We start from the raw sequence: 19036 nt of genomic DNA, 5'->3' as shown, positions 1-19036 counted from the left end.
TCACGGTGAAAACCCTGGACAGGTTTTCCAAGCGTTCGTCGAATCAAGGAGGTGGCGTTCCGACGGGGTCAAGCAGTCTTCTTATTGTTTTTACCGCAGAAAAAATGTAACAAAATAATTACAGAAACCACAAGCACCCAGGACGCGTTAACGCAGGCAAATGTCGCACATAACAAAAACCCCGGATTTCGTGAAAAATCCAGGGCTTTTCGCAGCGGGTTCAGCGTAGTTACAGATGGGACTCGGCGTATTCAGCCAGGATCGAACGCGGTACCCCTTGCAGCGCAATGTGCACGCCGTTCGGGAAGTCCTTGAAGCGTTCCGTCAGGTAAGTCAGCCCGGAGCTGGTCGCGGACAGGTAAGGGGTGTCGATCTGCGCCAGGTTGCCCAGGCACACCACTTTGGAACCGGCGCCGGCACGGGTGATGATGGTTTTCATCTGGTGCGGTGTGAGGTTCTGGCATTCATCGATCAGAATCAGGCTCTGCTGGAAGCTGCGACCTCGGATGTAGTTGAGGGATTTGAACTGCAACGGCACTTTGCTGAGGATGTAGTCGACGCTGCCATGGGTGTTTTCGTCATCCATGTGCAAGGCTTCGAGGTTGTCGGTAATCGCCCCCAGCCACGGCTCCATTTTTTCCGCCTCGGTACCGGGCAGAAAGCCGATTTCCTGGTCCAGGCCCTGCACGCTGCGGGTGGCGATGATGCGGCGATAGCGTTTGGTGACCATGGTCTGTTCGATGGCGGCGGCCAGGGCCAGGATGGTTTTGCCCGAACCTGCGGCGCCGGTCAGGTTGACCAGGTGAATGTCCGGATCGAGCAGCGCATACAGCGCCAGGCTCTGGTAGATATCACGCGGTTTCAGGCCCCAGGCTTCCTGGTGCAACAGGGGTTCCTGATGCAGGTCGAGGATCAGCAGCTTGTCGACCTGGATCTCTTTGATCCAGCCCACGAAGCCCTGTTCATCGACGATAAACTCATTGATATGCACGGCCGGCAGGTTGTCGATCAGCTGTACCTGATGCCAGGTGCGGCCGTGGTCCTGACGGGTTTCGACCTTGCTCACACGGTCCCAGAACGAGCCGGTCATCATGTGATAACCACGCGAGAGCATCGACACATCGTCGACCAGTTGGTCGGTACTGTAGTCCTCGGCAGCGATCCCACACGCTCGTGCCTTGAGGCGCATATTGATGTCTTTGGTCACCAGCACCACGCGCAGGTCCTTGTCGCGGGCGTGCAGGTCGATCAATTGGTTGATGATTTTGTTGTCGTTCAGGTTTTCCGGCAGCAGGCTGTTGGGCTCGCTGCGCTTGCTCATCAGGATCGACAGCAAGCCCTTCGGGCCGCCCTTGCCACGCTGGATCGGTACGCCGACTTCAACGTCCTCGGGCGAGGCTTCACCCAGGGTCTTGTCGATCAGGCGGATGGCCTGGCGGCACTCGGCGGCAACGCTGTGGTGGCCGCTTTTGAGTTTGTCGAGCTCCTCAAGCACGATCATCGGGATGGCGACGTGGTGTTCTTCGAAGTTCAGCAGTGCGTTTGGATCGTGGATCAATACGTTGGTATCAAGCACATAAAGGATTGGCTGGTCGGAAGAAGGGTTACGTCCATGATCATCCATACTCGGTCACCTTTGTGGGAGCCATTCGACGCAATACCTGGGCGGTGCTGCGCCTCGATTCGACCACCGATTGCACCTTGAACAAGGTCAAGTGCAGTGCCCACAGGAGGAGTCTTGGAAGACGCCACCTGTGCTGCAGGTTTCGGCGATCTGACTTCGTAATACCGCAAAACCCATGACAGGAAAAAGCACTTTGACGTTTTTTTGAAGTTTATTTTTCAGGATGACGAATAGCACTAGCCGAGTGCCATGTACCCCGTTAAAGTCGGAAGTCCGCCTGCATCGAAATGTCGTAGCAAATCACCCCGAAAACACCCCATCGCCAGCAAAGCCGGGCACTTCATCGAAATGCCTCGCGACACTCCTGCCAACCCAAGCCACTCTGCGTCGTTGCCTGCAATACCATCGGCAATGCCACCCGCGCCTTGTCCTGGGTGTCATGAAACACGATCACGCCTTTGCGCCATAGCAGCATCAACGTCAGCACCCGTTGCGCCGACTCATCGGCCTTGAGCTTGCCCGGCTCGTCCTGGGAATCGATGTCCCATAACGCCACCTGCAAACCCTGTTGCTGGAAGAAGCCCTGGCTGTCCGCACGGCGCTGCCCATAGGGCGGACGGAACAGCGGCACATAGTTTTCCGGCAGCAGATTCTGCACCAGCGCTGCGCTGCGGGTGATGGAGCTTTGCCAGTCAACCCAATGGCTATGGGAACGGTATTGCCACCCCTGGATACCCACGCACTGCCCCTGATACAGCGCCTGCACATCCGAGACAGAACTGCGCTCCACACGGCTTTGCAAACTGCTGCCAAGGGCGAAGAACGCGGCGTTCATCTTTTGCTTGCGCAGGTAGTCGGTCAGCCAATCGGTATTACCGCCCATCAACGCCGGGCCACCGTCGAAGGTCAGCAGGAACATGCGATCGTTGAGCTCGTCGCCATTGCGCTCATGATCGCCAAAGCGCGCCACTTCACTGCTGATCTGCGGAAACAGCGCAGCCTTGCGCAGCAGCTCATCCAGATAGCGCTCATGAAAGTGCCGACTGGGGGCAGCCCAGCCTATATAGAAAGAGTTGTCACTGACCTCGAACTTGCCGGCCTGCTCGCGCAGATCGTCCATGTTTTCCACCAGGTAGCAGAACGAGGCATCTGCTTCGCAGCTCTGCTGGGCGAATGTGTAGTTCTCCAACAGCCGTTGCCAGAGCTGGCGACGCAGGTCATCGATGGCGGCCAGGTTGATGATCTTCAGACCCAGCCGTTGCTTGAGCGCCGCGTCGTCCAGGGCTTCGCTGGCGAGCAGGCCGTGGGCGAACATCAGGATCTCCGCCCGCGAAGCCACATCGAACAGCGCCGGGCTGGCGAGTTTTTCCGGCCAGGTACCACGGTCCAGGCTGGCGACATCCACCGGCGCGGCCTGGGCATTCAGGCACAGCAGGCAAGCGGACAATAAAAGCGCTAATCGCACACGGGGTCTCCCTCTACAGAGTTACCGCCCATCATAGCGGATCGCATCTATCGCCATCATAGGTGGAGTCAAAACGCCCCAACCCCTAGAATCTCGCCCACGATTCCAGGAGCCAACTTCATGCTGATGGTGATTTCCCCCGCCAAAACCCTCGACTTCGAGTCCAAGCCGGTCACTGCGCGCTTCACCCAGCCGCAGTACCTGGACCACTCCCAGGAACTGATCGAGCAACTGCGCGAACTGAGCCCGGCGCAAATCAGTGAGCTGATGCACGTCTCCGACAAGATCGGTGGCCTCAACGCCGCGCGCTTCGGCAGCTGGACGCCGGCCTTCACTCCGGCCAACGCCAAGCAGGCGCTGCTGGCGTTCAAGGGCGATGTGTATACCGGCCTGAATGCCGAGACTTTCAGCGATGCCGATTTCAGCTATGCCCAGGACCATCTGCGTATGCTCTCGGGCCTGTACGGCCTGCTGCGTCCGCTGGACCTGATGATGCCGTATCGTCTGGAGATGGGCACCAAGCTGGCCAACGCCCGCGGCAAGGACCTTTACGCGTTCTGGGGCACACGCATCAGCGAATGGTTGAATGAGGCCCTGGCCGAACAAGGCGACGATGTGCTGCTTAACCTGGCCTCCAATGAGTACTTCTCGGCAGTCAAGCGCACGGCCTTGAACGCGCGGATCATCAACACCGAGTTCAAGGACCTGAAGAACGGTCAGTACAAGATCATCAGCTTCTACGCCAAAAAGGCCCGAGGCATGATGAGCCGTTTTGTGATTGAAGAACGCATCAACGACCCGGCCAAGCTCAAGCAGTTCGATGTGCAGGGTTATCGCTTCAATGCGGAGCAATCCAAGCCGGATAACCTGGTGTTTTTGCGCGATCACGCACCGGAATAAGGCCTGTACAGCCACCAACATCAACTGTGGGAGCTGGCTTGCCTGCGATAGCGGAGGGTCAGCCGACTCACATGTCGCTGATACACCGCTATCGCAGGCAAGCCAGCTCCCACATTTTTTGCCTGCATTCCACCCCATCAATCGTCATTTATTTGGCGCCAGAAAAACATCCAGACACAACCCTAACGATTTCTTCACTCGACACCCGTCGGTTTTTTTCGTAGTGGCACCACTTTTTTTAAACGGTAGTGGCACAAAACTATCCCCTCGCACCAACTCCCCATAACTACTGGCCTAAATAGCAAGTGCTATCAATATAGTACCAGTGCCATCTTTTCTAATATTTCAAAAAATTTCGGGAAAGGGGATGAGTGGCCCGGAACTTCGTCCTGAAGCACCGCTCATACCACCGGTAACGAAATTCTCTGCTTACGTAAGAGATGACTTACATAGCGACCAACGGAAGTAGCCAAGTTGTCATAAAGCACTTTGGTTCTATGGTCATAACATCAACTGATCGAGTTAAGGGTGGCGATAAGTACGCATTGCTATCCCCTGCAGGCCAAGGCAGCGCTGACCTAAATGAGCCCGTGCAAACACACAAGGCATTGATAAAAAAGGCATTTTGCCTGCATCAAAACCTTGCCGCACCGGCGCCGGAGCCTTCCTCCAAGGAAGCACGGCTGCATTTCAGGGCAAGCCCCAATAATAAGGCCTCGTTGCGCACAACTTGAGTGCAATAGTTAGTCACTCGTTATTCAACATGCCTGCACGCGGTAAGTCGGCGTCTATTCGCCTAACTTTCGCGGCATCAGTGACGCTTGCAAACATGAACTCCGGCCATTTAATGGCATGAATTAAACAAAGAGGTAATTGCGATGCGCATCAGCATATTTGGTTTGGGTTACGTTGGCGCAGTGTGTGCCGGTTGCCTGTCTGCCCGTGGCCACGAAGTGGTCGGCGTAGACATTTCCAAGGAAAAGATCGACCTGATCAATGCCGGTAAGTCGCCGATTGTTGAACCGGGTCTGGGCGAGCTGTTGAGCCAGGGTATCCAGACGGGCCGACTGCGTGGCACTACCAACTTCGCCGAGGCGATTCGCGATACCGACCTGTCGATGATTTGCGTCGGCACGCCAAGCAAGAAGAACGGTGACCTGGAACTGAACTACATCGAGTCGGTATGCCGCGAGATCGGTTTTGTGCTGCGTGACAAGACCACCCGCCACACCATCGTGGTGCGCAGCACCGTACTGCCGGGCACTGTCGCCAACGTGGTAATCCCGATCCTGGAAGACTGCTCCGGCAAGAAAGCCGGCGTCGACTTCGGCGTTGCGGTCAACCCCGAATTCCTGCGTGAATCCACTGCCATCGCCGACTACGACCTGCCACCGATGACCGTTATCGGCGAGTTTGATAAAGCCTCCGGCGATGTGCTGCAATCGCTGTACGAAGAACTCGACGCGCCGATCATCCGCAAGGACATCGCCGTTGCCGAAATGATCAAGTACACCTGCAACGTATGGCACGCCACCAAAGTCACCTTCGCCAACGAGATCGGCAACATCGCCAAGGCCGTCGGCGTTGACGGTCGTGAAGTGATGGAAGTGGTCTGCCAGGACAAGACCCTCAACCTGTCCCAGTACTACATGCGCCCAGGTTTCGCTTTCGGCGGTTCGTGCCTGCCCAAAGACGTGCGTGCCCTCACCTACCGCGCCGGCTCCCTGGACGTGGAAGCACCGCTGCTCAACTCGCTGATGCGCAGCAACGAGTCCCAGGTACAGAACGCCTTCGACATCGTCTCCAGCCACGACAAACGCAAAGTTGCGCTGCTGGGTCTGAGCTTCAAGGCCGGCACCGATGACCTGCGTGAAAGCCCCCTGGTAGAGCTGGCAGAAATGCTGATCGGCAAGGGCTACGACCTGAGCATCTACGACAGCAACGTCGAATACGCCCGCGTGCACGGCGCGAACAAGGACTACATCGAAGGCAAAATCCCGCACGTGTCGTCCCTGCTCAACTCGGATTTCGATGATGTGATCAACAACTCCGACGTGATCATCCTCGGTAACCGTGACGAGAAGTTCCGTGCCCTGGCGCATAACGCTCCGGAAGGCAAGCAAGTGGTCGACCTGGTGGGCTTCATGTCCAAGGCCACCAGCGCGAGCGGCCGTACCGAAGGTATTTGCTGGTAACAGCAACGGCAAGTTTCAGGCTGCCAGTGGCTTTATCCCCAGCGCTTGCAGCCTGAAGCCTCCTCACCTTGCGGATGACGCTTATGTCCAAGTTAAAACATGTATTTCTGCAATCGGCCGGCTGGCTGTTCTTTCTCAGCCTGCTGATGGGTCTCGCCCTGCTGTTGCCGGCGAGTACCTTCGATTCGCAATCGAAGAATTTTATTTTCCTGATTGGCGCTGTGGGTATCTGGCGCTACTCGATGGGTGCGACGCATTTCTTTCGCGGCATGCTGTTTCTCTACGTGGTGTACCCGCACCTGCGCCGCAAAGTGCGCAAGCTGGGCAAGGCCGCCGACCCGTCCCATGTGTTCCTGATGGTCACCAGTTTCCGTATCGACGCGCTGACCACCGCCCAGGTCTACAGCTCGGTGATTCGTGAAGCCATCGACTGCGGCTTTCCCACCACCGTGGTGTGCTCGCTGGTGGAAATGTCCGATGAGCTGCTGGTCAAGAGCCTCTGGGAAAAGCTCAACCCGCCGGCTCACGTCAAGCTCGACTTCGTGCGCATCGCCGGTACCGGCAAACGCGACGGCCTGGCGTTTGGTTTCCGCGCCATCTCCCGCCACCTGCCGGACGATCGCGCCGTGGTGGCCGTGATCGATGGCGACACCGTGCTGGCCGAAGGCGTCGTGCGCAAGACTGTCCCCTGGTTCCAGCTGTTTGGCAATGTCGGCGGCCTGACCACCAACGAATTCTGCGAAGTGCGCGGCGGCTACATCATGAGCGAGTGGCACAAGCTGCGCTTTGCCCAACGCCACATCAACATGTGCTCCATGGCACTGTCCAAGCGCGTGCTGACCATGACCGGGCGCATGTCGGTATTCCGCGCCAGCGTAGTGACTGACCCGGGCTTTATCGCCGATGTGGAAAGCGACTCGCTGCAACACTGGCGCCTGGGCCGCTTCAAGTTCCTCACCGGCGATGACAAGTCCAGCTGGTTCAGCCTGATGCGCCTGGGCTACGACACCTTCTACGTGCCGGACGCCGCCATCAACACCGTGGAACACCCGCCGGAAAAGAGCTTTATCAAGGCCAGCCGCAAACTGATGTTCCGCTGGTACGGCAACAACTTGCGCCAGAACTCCCGTGCCCTCGGCCTGGGCGTGCGTCGCCTGGGCCTGTTCACCAGCGTGGTGCTGTTCGACCAGCGCGTGTCGATGTGGACCTCCCTGCTCGGCCTGACCGTAGCGATGATTGCCACTTTCAAGTACGGCGGCGCCTTCATCCTCGCCTACCTGCTGTGGATCGGCATCACCCGCCTGATCCTCACCCTGCTGCTGTCGTGCTCCGGCCACAAGATCGGCCCGGCCTACCCGCTGATTCTCTATTACAACCAGATCATGGGCGCGTTGGTGAAGATCTACGTGTTCTTCCGCCTTGATCAACAGTCCTGGACCCGCCAGGACACCAAACTGACCCGCGATTTGGCCAGCTTTCAACGTTGGTTCAACACCTGGTCGTCTCGGACCATGACCTTCTCCGCCGGCAGCATCTTCGTTGCCGTGTTGCTGATGATGGTCTGACCCTGCCAAGCCTGAATTAACTAGGAAATCGAATACTATGAACAGCCAAGTAAACGCCAACGTTGTCCACGAATCCGAAGCCCAGCGCCAGCACGCCCGGGTGAAAATCCCGGCCAAGCTGCGCTTCTTCAACAGCGACCGCACGCCAACTGAAGCACGCGTGATCGACCTGTCCGCCGGTGGCCTGGCCTTTACCGCCACCCAGCCGCTCACCGTCGGCCAAGTGCACAAGGGCCGCCTGCAGTTCGTGATCGATAACCTCGGCCTGGCCATGGATGTGGAGCTGCAGATTCGCTCCTACGACCGCCAGACCGGCCGCACCGGCTGCCAGTTCCAGAACCTCGATGCCCAGGATATTTCTACCCTGCGTCACCTGATCACTTCGCACCTGTCCGGCGACATCGTGACCATGGGCGATGTGTTGGCGACCCTGCAACGCGACAACTTCACCAAAGCGCGCAAGGTCAAGGACGGCGGCAGCGGCATGACTGCGTTCGGTCGCCTGCGCGCCGTGACATTCAGCCTGGCGATCTTTTTGGTCGGCCTGGCGGCCTTCGGCTTTGTGGTCAAGTCGCTCTACGGCATGTACTTCGTCAGCCACGCCCAGGCCGGCCTCGTCAGCGTACCGGGCATGAACGTGACCATGCCCCGTGACGGCACCGTGCAGAGCCTGCTCAAAGGTGATTCGGTTGCGGCCAAGGGCGCGCCACTGGCGACGTTCAGCACCAGTATGCTCGACGTACTCAAGGGCCACCTGGACGAAGACCAACTGCAACCGGCCAAGGTTGAAGAGCTGTTCGGCAAGCAAATGACCGGCACCCTGACTTCGCCGTGCGACTGCGTGGTCGCCCAGCAACTGGTCGCCGACGGCCAGTACGCCAGCAAGGGCGATGTGATCTTCCAACTGGTGCCACGCGGCAGCCAGGCCAATGTGGAAGCGCGCTTCAGCTATCGCCAGTTCGGTGATGTGCGCCCAGGTACCCCGGTGAGCTTCCAGGTCGCCGACGAAGAACAGGTTCGCACCGGCACCATCGTCAGCAGCACCAGCCTGAACAGCGCCGACCTGTCCTCTGACATCCGTGTGCAGATCAAGCCCGACGCACCGCTGGACAGCACCTACGCCGGCCGCCCGGTGGAAGTCACCAGTGACCGTGGCCCATCGCTGAACTGGCTGATCGACAAAGCCATGGCTCACGGTCTGTAAGCGAGGACATGCCTGTGAACTCTATTCCAACAACACCGCTGACCTCTGTGGGAGCCGGGCTTGCCCGCGATGCAGGCGACTCGGTGCATCAGTTGCACCGCAGCGATGCCATCGCAGGCAAGCCAGCTCCCACACAGAGCAAATTTCACCTGGCCTCTGCGTACTGCGCGCTGGCACTGGCCGTAAGCCTGGCCGGTTGCGCCGGCCTGCCCGACCAGCGCCTGGCCAATGAAGCGCTGAAACGCGGCGACACCGTCACCGCCCAGCAGAATTACCAGCAACTGGCGGAACTGGGCTACAGCGAGGCCCAGGTGGGCCTGGCCGATATCCAGGTCGGCACCCGCGACCCAGCGCAAATCAAGCAGGCCGAAGCCACCTACCGTGCGGCCGCAGACACCTCGCCCCGCGCCCAGGCACGCCTGGGTCGCCTGTTGGCGGCCAAGCCGGGCGCCACTGAGGCCGAGCACCATGAAGCCGAAAGCCTACTGAAAAAAGCCTTTGCCAATGGCGAAGGCAACACCTTGATCCCGCTGGCGATGCTGTACCTGCAATACCCCCACAGCTTCCCCAATGTGAATGCCCAACAGCAGATCAGCCAATGGCAGGCGGCGGGTTACCCGGAGGCCGGCCTGGCCCAGGTGCTGCTGTATCGCACCCAGGGTACCTACGACCAGCATCTGGATGATGTGGAGCGCATCTGCAAAGCCGCGCTGAACACCACCGATATCTGCTACGTCGAACTGGCCACGGTCTATCAGAAAAAACAGCAGCCGGAACAACAGGCCGAACTGCTCAAGCAAATGGAAGCAGGCGTAAGCCGTGGCACCGTCACCGCCCAGCGCGTCGACAGCGTCGCCCGCGTACTCGGCGATGCCACCCTCGGTACCCCGGACGAGAAAACCGCCCAGGCGTTGCTGGAAAAAATCGCCCCCGGCTACCCGGCGTCCTGGGTCAGCCTGGCGCAACTGCTCTACGACTTCCCCGAACTGGGCGATGTCGAGCAGATGATGAAGTACTTGGACAACGGCCGCGCCGCCGACCAGCCACGCGCCGAATTGCTGCTGGGCAAGCTCTACTACGAAGGTAAGTGGGTGCCCGCCGATGCCAAGGCCGCCGAGGCGCATTTCGAAAAAGCCGTGGGCCGTGAAGTGGCCGCCGATTACTACCTCGGCCAGATCTACCGCCGTGGCTACCTGGGCAAGGTTTACCCGCAAAAAGCCCTGGACCACCTGCTGACCGCAGCGCGCAACGGCCAGAACAGCGCCGACTTCGCCATTGCCCAACTGTTTTCCCAAGGCAAGGGCACCAAGCCCGACCCATTGAACGCCTATGTCTTCAGCCAGTTGGCCAAGGCCCAGGACACGCCAGAAGCCAATGACCTGGCCACCCAGCTCGAAGCGCCGCTGACGCCTGCGCAACGCGCCGAAGGCCAACGCCTGGTGCAACAGGAACTGGCCGCCCGCGGCACCCTGGCCCAAAGCACGCTGCAACTGCACGCCCTGCAAGAAGAAGACGGCGAGGAATCCCTATGAAGCTCAACCCATTCGTCAAGGCCGGTATCGGCCTGTCCTTCGCCCTGCTGTGGTCGTGCCCGACCCTGGCCGCGCTCACCGAAGCGAAGAACTTCGGCCTGGAAGTCAAAGCCACCGCGCAGTCTGAAGATGACCGCGACCTCGGCACCCAGAAAGGCGGCGACGTCAACGGCATCGGCCTCGACCTGCGCCCCTGGATCTACGGCGAAAGCGGCGCGTGGAGCGCCTACGCCATGGGCCAGGCAGTGGTGTCCAGCGACATCATCGAGACCGACACCCTGCAACCGTCGGCCGATGACACCACCGAGCAGCAGTCGAGCAACGACGACCGCAAGGCCAAGAAAAACTACCTGGCCCTGCGTGAGTTCTGGGTCGGCTACAGCGGCTTCACGCCCTACCCCGGCGAGATCCTCAAGTTCGGCCGCCAGCGCCTGCGCAATGACGACGGCCAGTGGCGCGACACCAACATCGAAGCGTTGAACTGGACCTTCGACACCACCTTGCTCAAGGCCAATGTCGGCGCCGCCGAACGCTTCAGCGAATACCGCACCGACCTTAAGGAATTGTCGCCGGTCGACAAGGACCGCCAGCACTTCTACGCCGACGCCGCCTACCAGTGGACACCGGGCCAGTGGATCGGCCTGCGCGGCCACCACACCCACGACGACGGCAAGCTCGACTACGCCGAACCGGGTGTGGCCAGCGACCCGCTGGACAAGCGCGAAAACGGCGATCTCACCTGGCTGGGCATCGAAGCCAATAGCGACGCCTACAACTGGCGCAACACCAACACCGTCAACTACTGGGCGAGCATCACCGGCATGAAAGGCGACCGCGACAAGGTCAACGCCTTGAACGCCGACGGCAGCCGCCCCACCTCCGCCAAACGCAGCGATGACGTCAGCGGCTGGGCCACCGATATCGGCGTGCGCCTGCGCCTGGATCCGCAGTGGCAAGTGGGTGCCGCGTACTCGCGCGCCAGTGCCGAGTACGAACAGAACGGCCTGCAAAGCAACCGTTCGAATTGGACCGGCACCCAGTCCCGTGTGCATCGCTTTGGTGAAGCGTTTCGCGGCGAAATGAACAACATGCAGTCCATGAGCCTGTTCGGTTCCTGGCAGCTGCGCGAGGACTATGACGCCAGCCTGGTGTACCACAAGTTCTGGCGCGTGGACGGCAACAAGCCGGTGGGCAGCAACGGCATCGACGCGGTGCAGAACAACACCGATGACGTCACCGGCGCGATCCTCTCCAGCACCTCCCTGCCGTTGGAAGACGGCAAGAAAGACCTCGGCCAAGAAATGGACCTGGTGGTCACCAAGTACTTCAAGAAAGGCTTGCTGCCAGCGGCGCTGAGCCAGTCGATCGACGAGCCTTCAGCCCTGGTGCGTTTGCGTGCCGGCGTGTTCAAGCCCGGCGATGCCTATGGCAGCCAGGTCGACTCCTACATGCACCGCGCGTTTGTCGACGTGGTCTGGAAATTCTGATGGGAGCCTGCGCCATGAATGCTCAAAGCCTACTCGTCGCGGCAATGCTGATGGCCAGCGCCACAGCGTTTGCCGATACGGCGGCCAAGGCGCCGATCATCGCCAAGGAACTGCAACAGGCCAAAACCTACACCATCTCCAGCCCGCCCACCGCGCCGCTGGAAATGGCCAAGCCGGCGCTGCCCGACCTGTCGGGCTACACCGCGCAGGCGATGGAAAAGAAAATCGTCAAGACCAAGGCGGGCAAAATCAGCATCCGCCGCATGATGCAAGAAGACGCGCTCAAGGACTTTATCGGCGGCGATAACAAGATGGCCGAATGGGTGGTGCGCCAGCATGGCATTCCCCAGGCGATCTTCGTCGATGACGGCTACATGAACCTCAAAGACCTGCTGGGCAAAGTGCCCAAGCAGTACTTCAGCGAAACGTCGCCGGGTGTGTTCCTGGCCAAGTTGCCGATCGTGGTGGGCCGTAAAGGCATCCTCGATATCGACAAGAACACCCAGGAACTGCGCCTGTCCCAACAAGCCGGCGCGTTTTTGATCAACGACGGCCAGCTGTTCGTGCGTGACACCAAGGTCACCGGCTGGGATGAAAAAGCCAACGGCCCGGCGCTGTTCAAGTCGGCCAAGGAATTCCGCCCGTTCCTGCTGGCCTGGGGCGGCACCGAGACCTACATCTCCAAAACCAAGATGGCCAGCTTCGGCTATGCCAACAGTAAGTCGTACGGGGTGAGTATTTCCCAGTACACGCCGAACATGGCCAAGGTGCTCAAGCGCCCCGAGCCGACCGGTTGGATCATCGACTCCGAGTTCTCGGACATGTGGTACGGCTTCTACTGCTACGAGACCACGGGCTTTGTGATCAAGGGCAATACCTACAAAGACAACATCGTCTACGGCATTGACCCCCATGACCGTTCTCACGGCCTGATCATCGCGGACAACACCGTGTACGGCACCAAGAAGAAGCACGGCATCATCATTTCCCGGGAAGTGAATGACAGCTTCATCTTCAACAACCGCAGCTATGACAACAAGCTTTCGGGCCTGGTGATCGACCGTAACAGCGTGAACAACCTGATCGCCGACAACGAGATCTACCGCAACCACACCGACGGCATCACCCTCTATGAGAGCGGCGACAACCTGCTGTGGGGCAACAAGGTGATCAGTAACCGTCGCCACGGGATCCGCGTGCGTAACAGCGTGAACATCAAGCTCTACGAAAACACCTCGATGGCCAACGGGCTGACCGGCGTGTACGGCCACATCAAGGACTTGACCGACACCGACCGCGACATCGCCCTCGACCCGTTTGACGCCAAGGTGTCGCTGATCGTGGTCGGCGGTGAACTGGCGGGTAACGGCAGCGGGCCGCTGTCCATCGACTCGCCGTTGAGTATCGAGCTGTATCGCGTGTCGATGCTGGCGCCGACCAAATCCAGCGGCATCAGCTTCTCCGGCATCCTGGGCGACCGCCAGGAAGAAATTCTCGACCTGCTGGTGCGCCAGCAGAAAGCCGTGCTGATCGACCCCGTCGAACGCCAGACCGAATTGCAGGACTGAGGATGACCCTTATGCACCCACACATGATCAAACTGCTGAGCCTCTCGGGTCTGACCCTCGGCCTGCTGGCGGCCAGCCAGGGCGTACGCGCCGATGAAGTCAAAGCTCCTACCTTCACCGCTGAACCCTGCTGCAGCCTGTGCCCGGCCGCCCATGACGCGAAAAACTACACCACGCGCTACCAGCAGAACTTCACCACCCTGGTGCAAGCCCAGGGCGACTGGCTGTTCCGTACCCAGGAAGACCTGCGCACCGAGTTCGACACCACCCCGGCCGGCTACAAGCGCATGCAGCAATTGCACGATGCGTTCAAGAGCAAGGGCGTGGAACTGGTGGTGGTCTACCAGCCGACCCGTGGCCTGGTGAACCGCAACAAGCTCAACCCGGCGGAGAAAGCCTCGTTCGACTTCGACAAAGCCCTAGGCAACTACAAAACCATGCTCGGCCGCTTCGCCAAGATGGGCTACGTGGTACCAGACCTGTCGCCGCTGACCAACGAACAACTGCCGGATGAATTGCCAGCCCACGATTTCTACTTCCGTGGCGACCAGCATTGGACTCCGTACGGCGCCCAGCGCACCGCGAAAATCGTCGCGGCCAAGGTCAAGCAGATGCCGGAATATGCCGAGATTCCCAAGCGTGAGTTCGAGACCAAGCGCTCGGGCCGCATGGGCAAGACCGGCACCCTGCACAACATGGCCGGGCAACTGTGTGGCACCAGCTATGCGATCCAGTACATGGACCAGTTCACCACCGAGCCCAAGGGCGAAGCCGGTGACGGCGACCTGTTCGGCGATTCGGGCAACCCGCAGATCACGCTGGTGGGCACCAGCCACAGTGGCAAGAACTACAACTTCGCCGGTTTCCTGGAAGAGGAAATCGGGGCCGACATCCTCAACGTCGCCTTCCCCGGCGGTGGCCTGGAAGGCTCGATGCTGCAGTACCTGGGCAGCGATGAATTCCAGAAGAGCCCACCGAAGATCCTGATCTGGGAATTCTCGCCGCTGTACCGTCTCGACCAGGAAACCATCTACCGCCAGATGATGGCGCTGCTGGACAACGGTTGCGAAGGCAAGACCGCGCAGATGTCGGCCAGCACCACGCTCAAACCGGGCAAAAACGAACTGATGGTCAACAGCGCGAACAAAGACCTGCGCAACGCCAACCATCAGGTCGATATCCGCTTCGCCGATCCGTCGGTGAAAACCTTGCAAGCCACCCTCTGGTACATGAACGGGCGCCACGAGGACATCAAGATCGAGAAACCCGAAACATCCGATACAGACGGGCGTTTCGCCTTTGAACTGCGCACCGATGAAGACTGGGCCTCGCAGAACTTGCTGGCCGTGGAAGTGCAGGGCCCCGAAGCGGGCGCTGCGGCGCAGAAGGTTGAAGCGAAAATTTGCACACGCAACGTATTCCCAAGCGGTGGTCAGCAGACCGCCCAACTCGGGAAGTGAGGTTACTTATGCAAAAGTTATTGCTCCCTGGCCTGCTGGGCCTGGCCATGTTCGCAGGTTCCGTCAATGCAGCGGCGCCACTGCGTCCACCCCAGGGCTATTTCGCACCGATCGAAGCGTTCAAGACCGGCGACTTCAAGAATGATTGCGACAGCATGCCAACGCCCTACACCGGGCCGTTGCAGTTTCGCAGCAAGTACGAAGGTTCCGACAAGGCCCGTTCGACCCTGAATGTGCAGTCGGAAAAAGCCTTTCGCGACAGCACCGCCGACATCACCAAGCTGGAAAAAGACACCAGCAAACGGGTGATGCAGTTCATGCGCGACGGCCGTCCACAGCAGCTTGAATGCACCCTGAACTGGCTGGTGTCATGGGCCAAGGCCGATGCGTTGATGTCCAAGGACTTCAATCACACCGGCAAGTCCATGCGCAAATGGGCGCTGGGCAGCATGGCCTCGGCCTATGTGCGCCTGAAGTTCTCCGAGTCGCAGCCACTGGCCAAGCATCCGCAGGAAGCCCAGCAGATCGAAGCCTGGTTCAACAAGCTGGCCGACCAGGTGGTGAGCGACTGGGACAACCTGCCCCTGGAAAAAACTAACAACCACTCGTACTGGGCCGCCTGGTCGGTGATGGCAACGTCCATCGCTACCAACCGCCGCGACCTGTTTGACTGGGCGGTGAAGGAATACAAGGTCGGCGTGAACCAGGTCGATGACCAGGGTTTCCTGCCGAACGAATTGAAGCGCCAGCAACGCGCCCTGTCGTACCACAACTACGCGCTGCCGCCGCTGTCGATGATCGCCAGTTTTGCGCTGGTCAACGGCGTGGACCTGCGCCAGGAAAACAACAGCGCGCTCAAGCGCCTGGGCGACAAGGTGCTGGCCGGGGTGAAAGACCCGGACATCTTCGAGCAGAAGAACGGCAAAGAGCAGGACATGAAGGACCTCAAGGAAGACATGAAATTTGCCTGGCTTGAGCCCTTCTGCACCCTCTACACCTGCGCACCGGATGTGATCGAACGCAAGCATGGCATGCAACCGTTCAAGACCTTCCGCCTGGGCGGTGACCTGACCAAGGTCTACGACCCGGCGCATGAAAAAGGCAACAAAGGCAGCTAGTCGCTGATCGTTCCCACGCTCTGCGTGGGAATGCAGCACGGGACGCTGTGCGTCCCAAAGCGTGGCGCAGAGCGCCACAAGAGGCATTCCCACGCAGAGCGTGGGAACGATCACAGCCTCCCCCGACATCGTGGGGGGGTTTGGGGGGGCTCTGGCCCTTGACTGTTGGTTAAACATGGAGAGATCGGGATGGTTTTCTCGTCCAATGTGTTCCTGTTTCTGTTCTTGCCGATCTTTCTCGGCTTGTACTATTTGAGCGGGCAACGCTATCGCAATCTGCTGCTGCTGATTGCCAGCTACGTGTTCTACGCCTGGTGGCGAGTGGACTTCCTGGCGCTGTTCGCGGCCGTCACGCTGTGGAACTACTGGATCGGCCTCAAGGTCGGTGCCGCCGGTGTACGCACCAAGCCGGCGCAGCGCTGGCTGTTGCTCGGGGTGGCGGTCGACCTGTGCATCCTCGGCTACTTCAAGTACGCCAACTTCGGCGTCGACAGCATCAATGTAATGATGAAGTCGGCAGGCCTGGAGCCGTTCATCCTCACTCACGTGCTGTTGCCGATCGGGATCTCGTTCTACATCTTCGAGTCCATCAGCTACATCATCGACGTGTACCGTGGCGACACCCCGGCGACCCGCAACCTCATCGACTTTGCGGCGTTCGTGGCGATTTTCCCGCACCTGATCGCCGGTCCCGTGCTGCGCTTTCGCGACCTGGCCGATCAGTTCAACAACCGCACCCACACCCTGGATAAATTCTCCGAGGGCTGCACGCGGTTCATGCAGGGTTTCATCAAGAAGGTCTTTATTGCTGACACCCTGGCGGTGGTGGCCGACCATTGCTTCGCCCTGCAAAACCCCACTACAGGCGATGCCTGGCTCGGCGCGCTGGCCTATACCGCGCAGCTGTACTTCGACTTCTCCGGCTACAGCGACATGGCCATTGGCTTGGGCTTGATGATGGGTTTTCGCTTCATGGAAAACTTCAAGCAGCCCTACATCAGCCAGTCGATCACCGAGTTCTGGCGGCGCTGGCACATCAGCCTGTCCACCTGGCTGCGTGACTACCTGTACATCACCCTGGGCGGCAACCGCAAAGGCACCCTGACCACTTACCGCAACCTGTTCCTGACCATGCTGCTCGGTGGCCTGTGGCACGGCGCGAACATCACCTACATCGTGTGGGGCGCCTGGCACGGCATGTGGCTGGCGATTGAAAAAGCCATCGGGCTGAACACCGCACCGCGCAGTTTCAATGTGCTGCGCTGGGCCTTTACCTTCCTGCTGGTGGTAATGGGCTGGGTGATCTTCCGCGCCGAAAACCTGCACGTTGCCGGGCGTATGTACGGTGCGATGTTCAGCTTTGGCGAGTGGTCACTGTCGGAACTCAACCGCGCCAACCTTACCGGCCTGCAAGTGGCAACCCTGGTGGTGGCCTATGCAACGCTGGCGTTCTTCGGCCTGCGCGACTTCTACACCAACCGCCCTGCCGACAAGGCCAAGCCAGCCGACCCGAGCCTGATCAAGGCCGTACCCGGCGACAACCCTGGCAGCATCCACGAGCCCGGTTTCAGCGTGGGCCGTGACGCTGCCGTGCAACCGGCCTACTGGACCGCTGACTGGCCACGCTACGCCATGCGCGCGGCGGTGCTTCTGCTGTTCGTGGCGTCGATCCTGAAACTGTCGGCGCAGAGTTTCTCGCCGTTCCTTTACTTCCAATTCTGAGGGAGCCGACCATGACCCGTTCATTACGCGTCCTCTACATAAGCCTGTTCCTGGTGCTGTTGCTGGCACTTGGCGCCTGGTCGCTGCGCAGCTTCTTTGGCTTCAGCACCAACGCCGATGCCACCGTGCTCAACGGTCGCTGGACCAAAGCCGTCGAGACCCACTACGACGACGAGTTCCCGATCAAGCGCCTGGGCACCAACCTGTGGGCGGCGCTGGACTACAAGTTGTTCAATGAAGGCCGCCCTGGCGTGGTGCTGGGCCGCGATCACTGGCTGTACAGCGACGAGGAATTCAACCCCGCCGTCAACGAAGACCAGAACCTGCAAGGCAACTACGCGCTGGTCGAAGGCGTGCGCCAGAAGCTCAAGGCCCAGGGTATCCAACTGGTGATGGCGATCGTGCCGGCCAAGGTACGCCTGTATCCAGAGCATTTGGGTGAAGTCAAACCGGCCAGCGTGCACGCCAACCTGTACCAGGACTTCCATGCCCGAGTGGCGGCGGACAACATTCCAGCTCCAGATCTGCTCGGCCCGCTGCAACAGGCCAAGCTCGCCGGCAAGCAGGTGTTCCTGCGCACCGATACTCACTGGACACCGGACGGTGCCGAAGTCGCCGCCAAGCAATTGGCCAAGGCGATTGCCGACAAAACCCCACTGAGCGGCGAGCCGCAGCGTTTTGTCACCGAGGCTGAGAAAACCGAGCCACATAAAGGTGACTTGCGTTTGTTCCTGCCCCTGGACCCGCTGTTCGAAAACCTGATGCCACCTAAAGAGCCGCTGGAAAAACGCGTCACCCACCTGGCCGAAGAGAAAGGTGATGACGCGCTGTTCAGCGACAGCGAAACCCCGGTGGCCCTGGTGGGCACCAGCTACAGCGCCAACCCCAACTGGAACTTCGTGGGTGCGCTCAAACAAGCCTTGCACAGCGACGTGGTCAGCTACGCCGAAGACGGCCACGGCCCGATCCTGCCGATGCTCAGCTACCTCAAAAGTGACGACTTCAAGAACAGCCCGCCTCAGGTGCTGATCTGGGAGTTTCCTGAACGTTATCTGCCTATCAACAACGAAATCGGTGATGCCGACCCAGCCTGGGTTGCGCAGCTTAAACAAGCCGGTTCGCGCCAACAGAACATGGCAATCAACACACCTAAATCCGAGACGCCCGACCGGGCGCAAAACTGAAAGAGAGGTAAC

The 19036-nt window shown here is 59.8% G+C and carries 13 protein-coding genes; 11 read left to right on the top strand and 2 right to left on the bottom strand.

The window, feature by feature from the left end:
• Positions 1 to 229: 229 nt before the first annotated feature.
• Positions 230 to 1624, bottom strand: coding sequence for a PhoH family protein (locus JMV15_RS00825; protein ID WP_003188745.1), 1395 nt, complete (start codon positions 1622 to 1624; stop codon positions 230 to 232).
• A 340-nt stretch (positions 1625 to 1964) separates the two neighbouring features.
• A complete protein-coding gene (locus JMV15_RS00820; RefSeq protein WP_014717012.1) occupies positions 1965 to 3089 on the bottom strand; it encodes a polysaccharide deacetylase family protein in 1125 nt (374 codons plus the stop codon).
• A 120-nt stretch (positions 3090 to 3209) separates the two neighbouring features.
• Between JMV15_RS00820 and yaaA the strand changes: the two genes are divergently transcribed.
• From yaaA to JMV15_RS00765, 11 genes are all read left to right on the top strand, one after another.
• A complete protein-coding gene (gene yaaA / locus JMV15_RS00815; protein WP_014717011.1) occupies positions 3210 to 3989 on the top strand; it encodes a peroxide stress protein YaaA in 780 nt (259 codons plus the stop codon).
• Between the two features lie 878 nt (positions 3990 to 4867).
• Positions 4868 to 6184, top strand: a complete 1317-nt coding sequence (locus JMV15_RS00810; protein WP_122299228.1) for a nucleotide sugar dehydrogenase — start codon at positions 4868 to 4870, stop codon at positions 6182 to 6184.
• A gap of 83 nt (positions 6185 to 6267) precedes the next feature.
• Positions 6268 to 7749, top strand: a complete 1482-nt coding sequence (gene alg8 / locus JMV15_RS00805) for a mannuronan synthase (RefSeq protein WP_003188740.1) — start codon at positions 6268 to 6270, stop codon at positions 7747 to 7749.
• Between the two features lie 37 nt (positions 7750 to 7786).
• Positions 7787 to 8953 (top strand): alginate biosynthesis protein Alg44, encoded by a 1167-nt coding sequence (locus tag JMV15_RS00800; protein WP_201491223.1) that lies wholly within the window; start codon positions 7787 to 7789, stop codon positions 8951 to 8953.
• 110 nt (positions 8954 to 9063) lie between these two features.
• Entirely contained in the window at positions 9064 to 10485 is a 1422-nt protein-coding gene (gene algK / locus JMV15_RS00795; RefSeq protein WP_051661130.1) for an alginate biosynthesis TPR repeat lipoprotein AlgK, read from the top strand.
• Positions 10482 to 11972 carry an alginate export family protein gene (locus tag JMV15_RS00790; RefSeq protein ID WP_019817624.1) on the top strand — a complete coding sequence of 497 codons (1491 nt, stop codon included), beginning with the start codon at positions 10482 to 10484 and terminating at the stop codon, positions 11970 to 11972. The genes algK and JMV15_RS00790 overlap by 4 nt, the downstream gene beginning before the upstream one ends.
• Positions 11972 to 13540 (top strand): mannuronan 5-epimerase AlgG, encoded by a 1569-nt coding sequence (gene algG / locus JMV15_RS00785; RefSeq protein ID WP_019817623.1) that lies wholly within the window; start codon positions 11972 to 11974, stop codon positions 13538 to 13540. The genes JMV15_RS00790 and algG overlap by 1 nt, the downstream gene beginning before the upstream one ends.
• An 11-nt stretch (positions 13541 to 13551) precedes the next feature.
• Positions 13552 to 15000: an alginate O-acetyltransferase gene (locus tag JMV15_RS00780; protein ID WP_020301240.1), complete on the top strand. Its 1449-nt coding sequence runs from the start codon at positions 13552 to 13554 to the stop codon at positions 14998 to 15000.
• An 8-nt stretch (positions 15001 to 15008) separates the two neighbouring features.
• Complete coding sequence (locus JMV15_RS00775) at positions 15009 to 16118, top strand: mannuronate-specific alginate lyase (protein ID WP_014717003.1); 1110 nt, start codon at positions 15009 to 15011, stop codon at positions 16116 to 16118.
• 189 nt (positions 16119 to 16307) lie between these two features.
• Entirely contained in the window at positions 16308 to 17840 is a 1533-nt protein-coding gene (locus JMV15_RS00770; protein WP_014717002.1) for an MBOAT family O-acyltransferase, read from the top strand.
• A gap of 11 nt (positions 17841 to 17851) precedes the next feature.
• Positions 17852 to 19024, top strand: a complete 1173-nt coding sequence (locus tag JMV15_RS00765) for an alginate O-acetyltransferase (RefSeq protein WP_014717001.1) — start codon at positions 17852 to 17854, stop codon at positions 19022 to 19024.
• The last annotated feature ends 12 nt before the right edge of the window (positions 19025 to 19036 follow it).

The sequence above is a fragment of the Pseudomonas paracarnis genome, from assembly GCF_904063055.1.
In the GTDB taxonomy this organism is placed as follows: domain Bacteria; phylum Pseudomonadota; class Gammaproteobacteria; order Pseudomonadales; family Pseudomonadaceae; genus Aquipseudomonas; species Aquipseudomonas paracarnis.
Note: the sequence above shows the minus strand (reverse complement) of the source record. Positions and strands in the feature narration are given on the sequence as shown.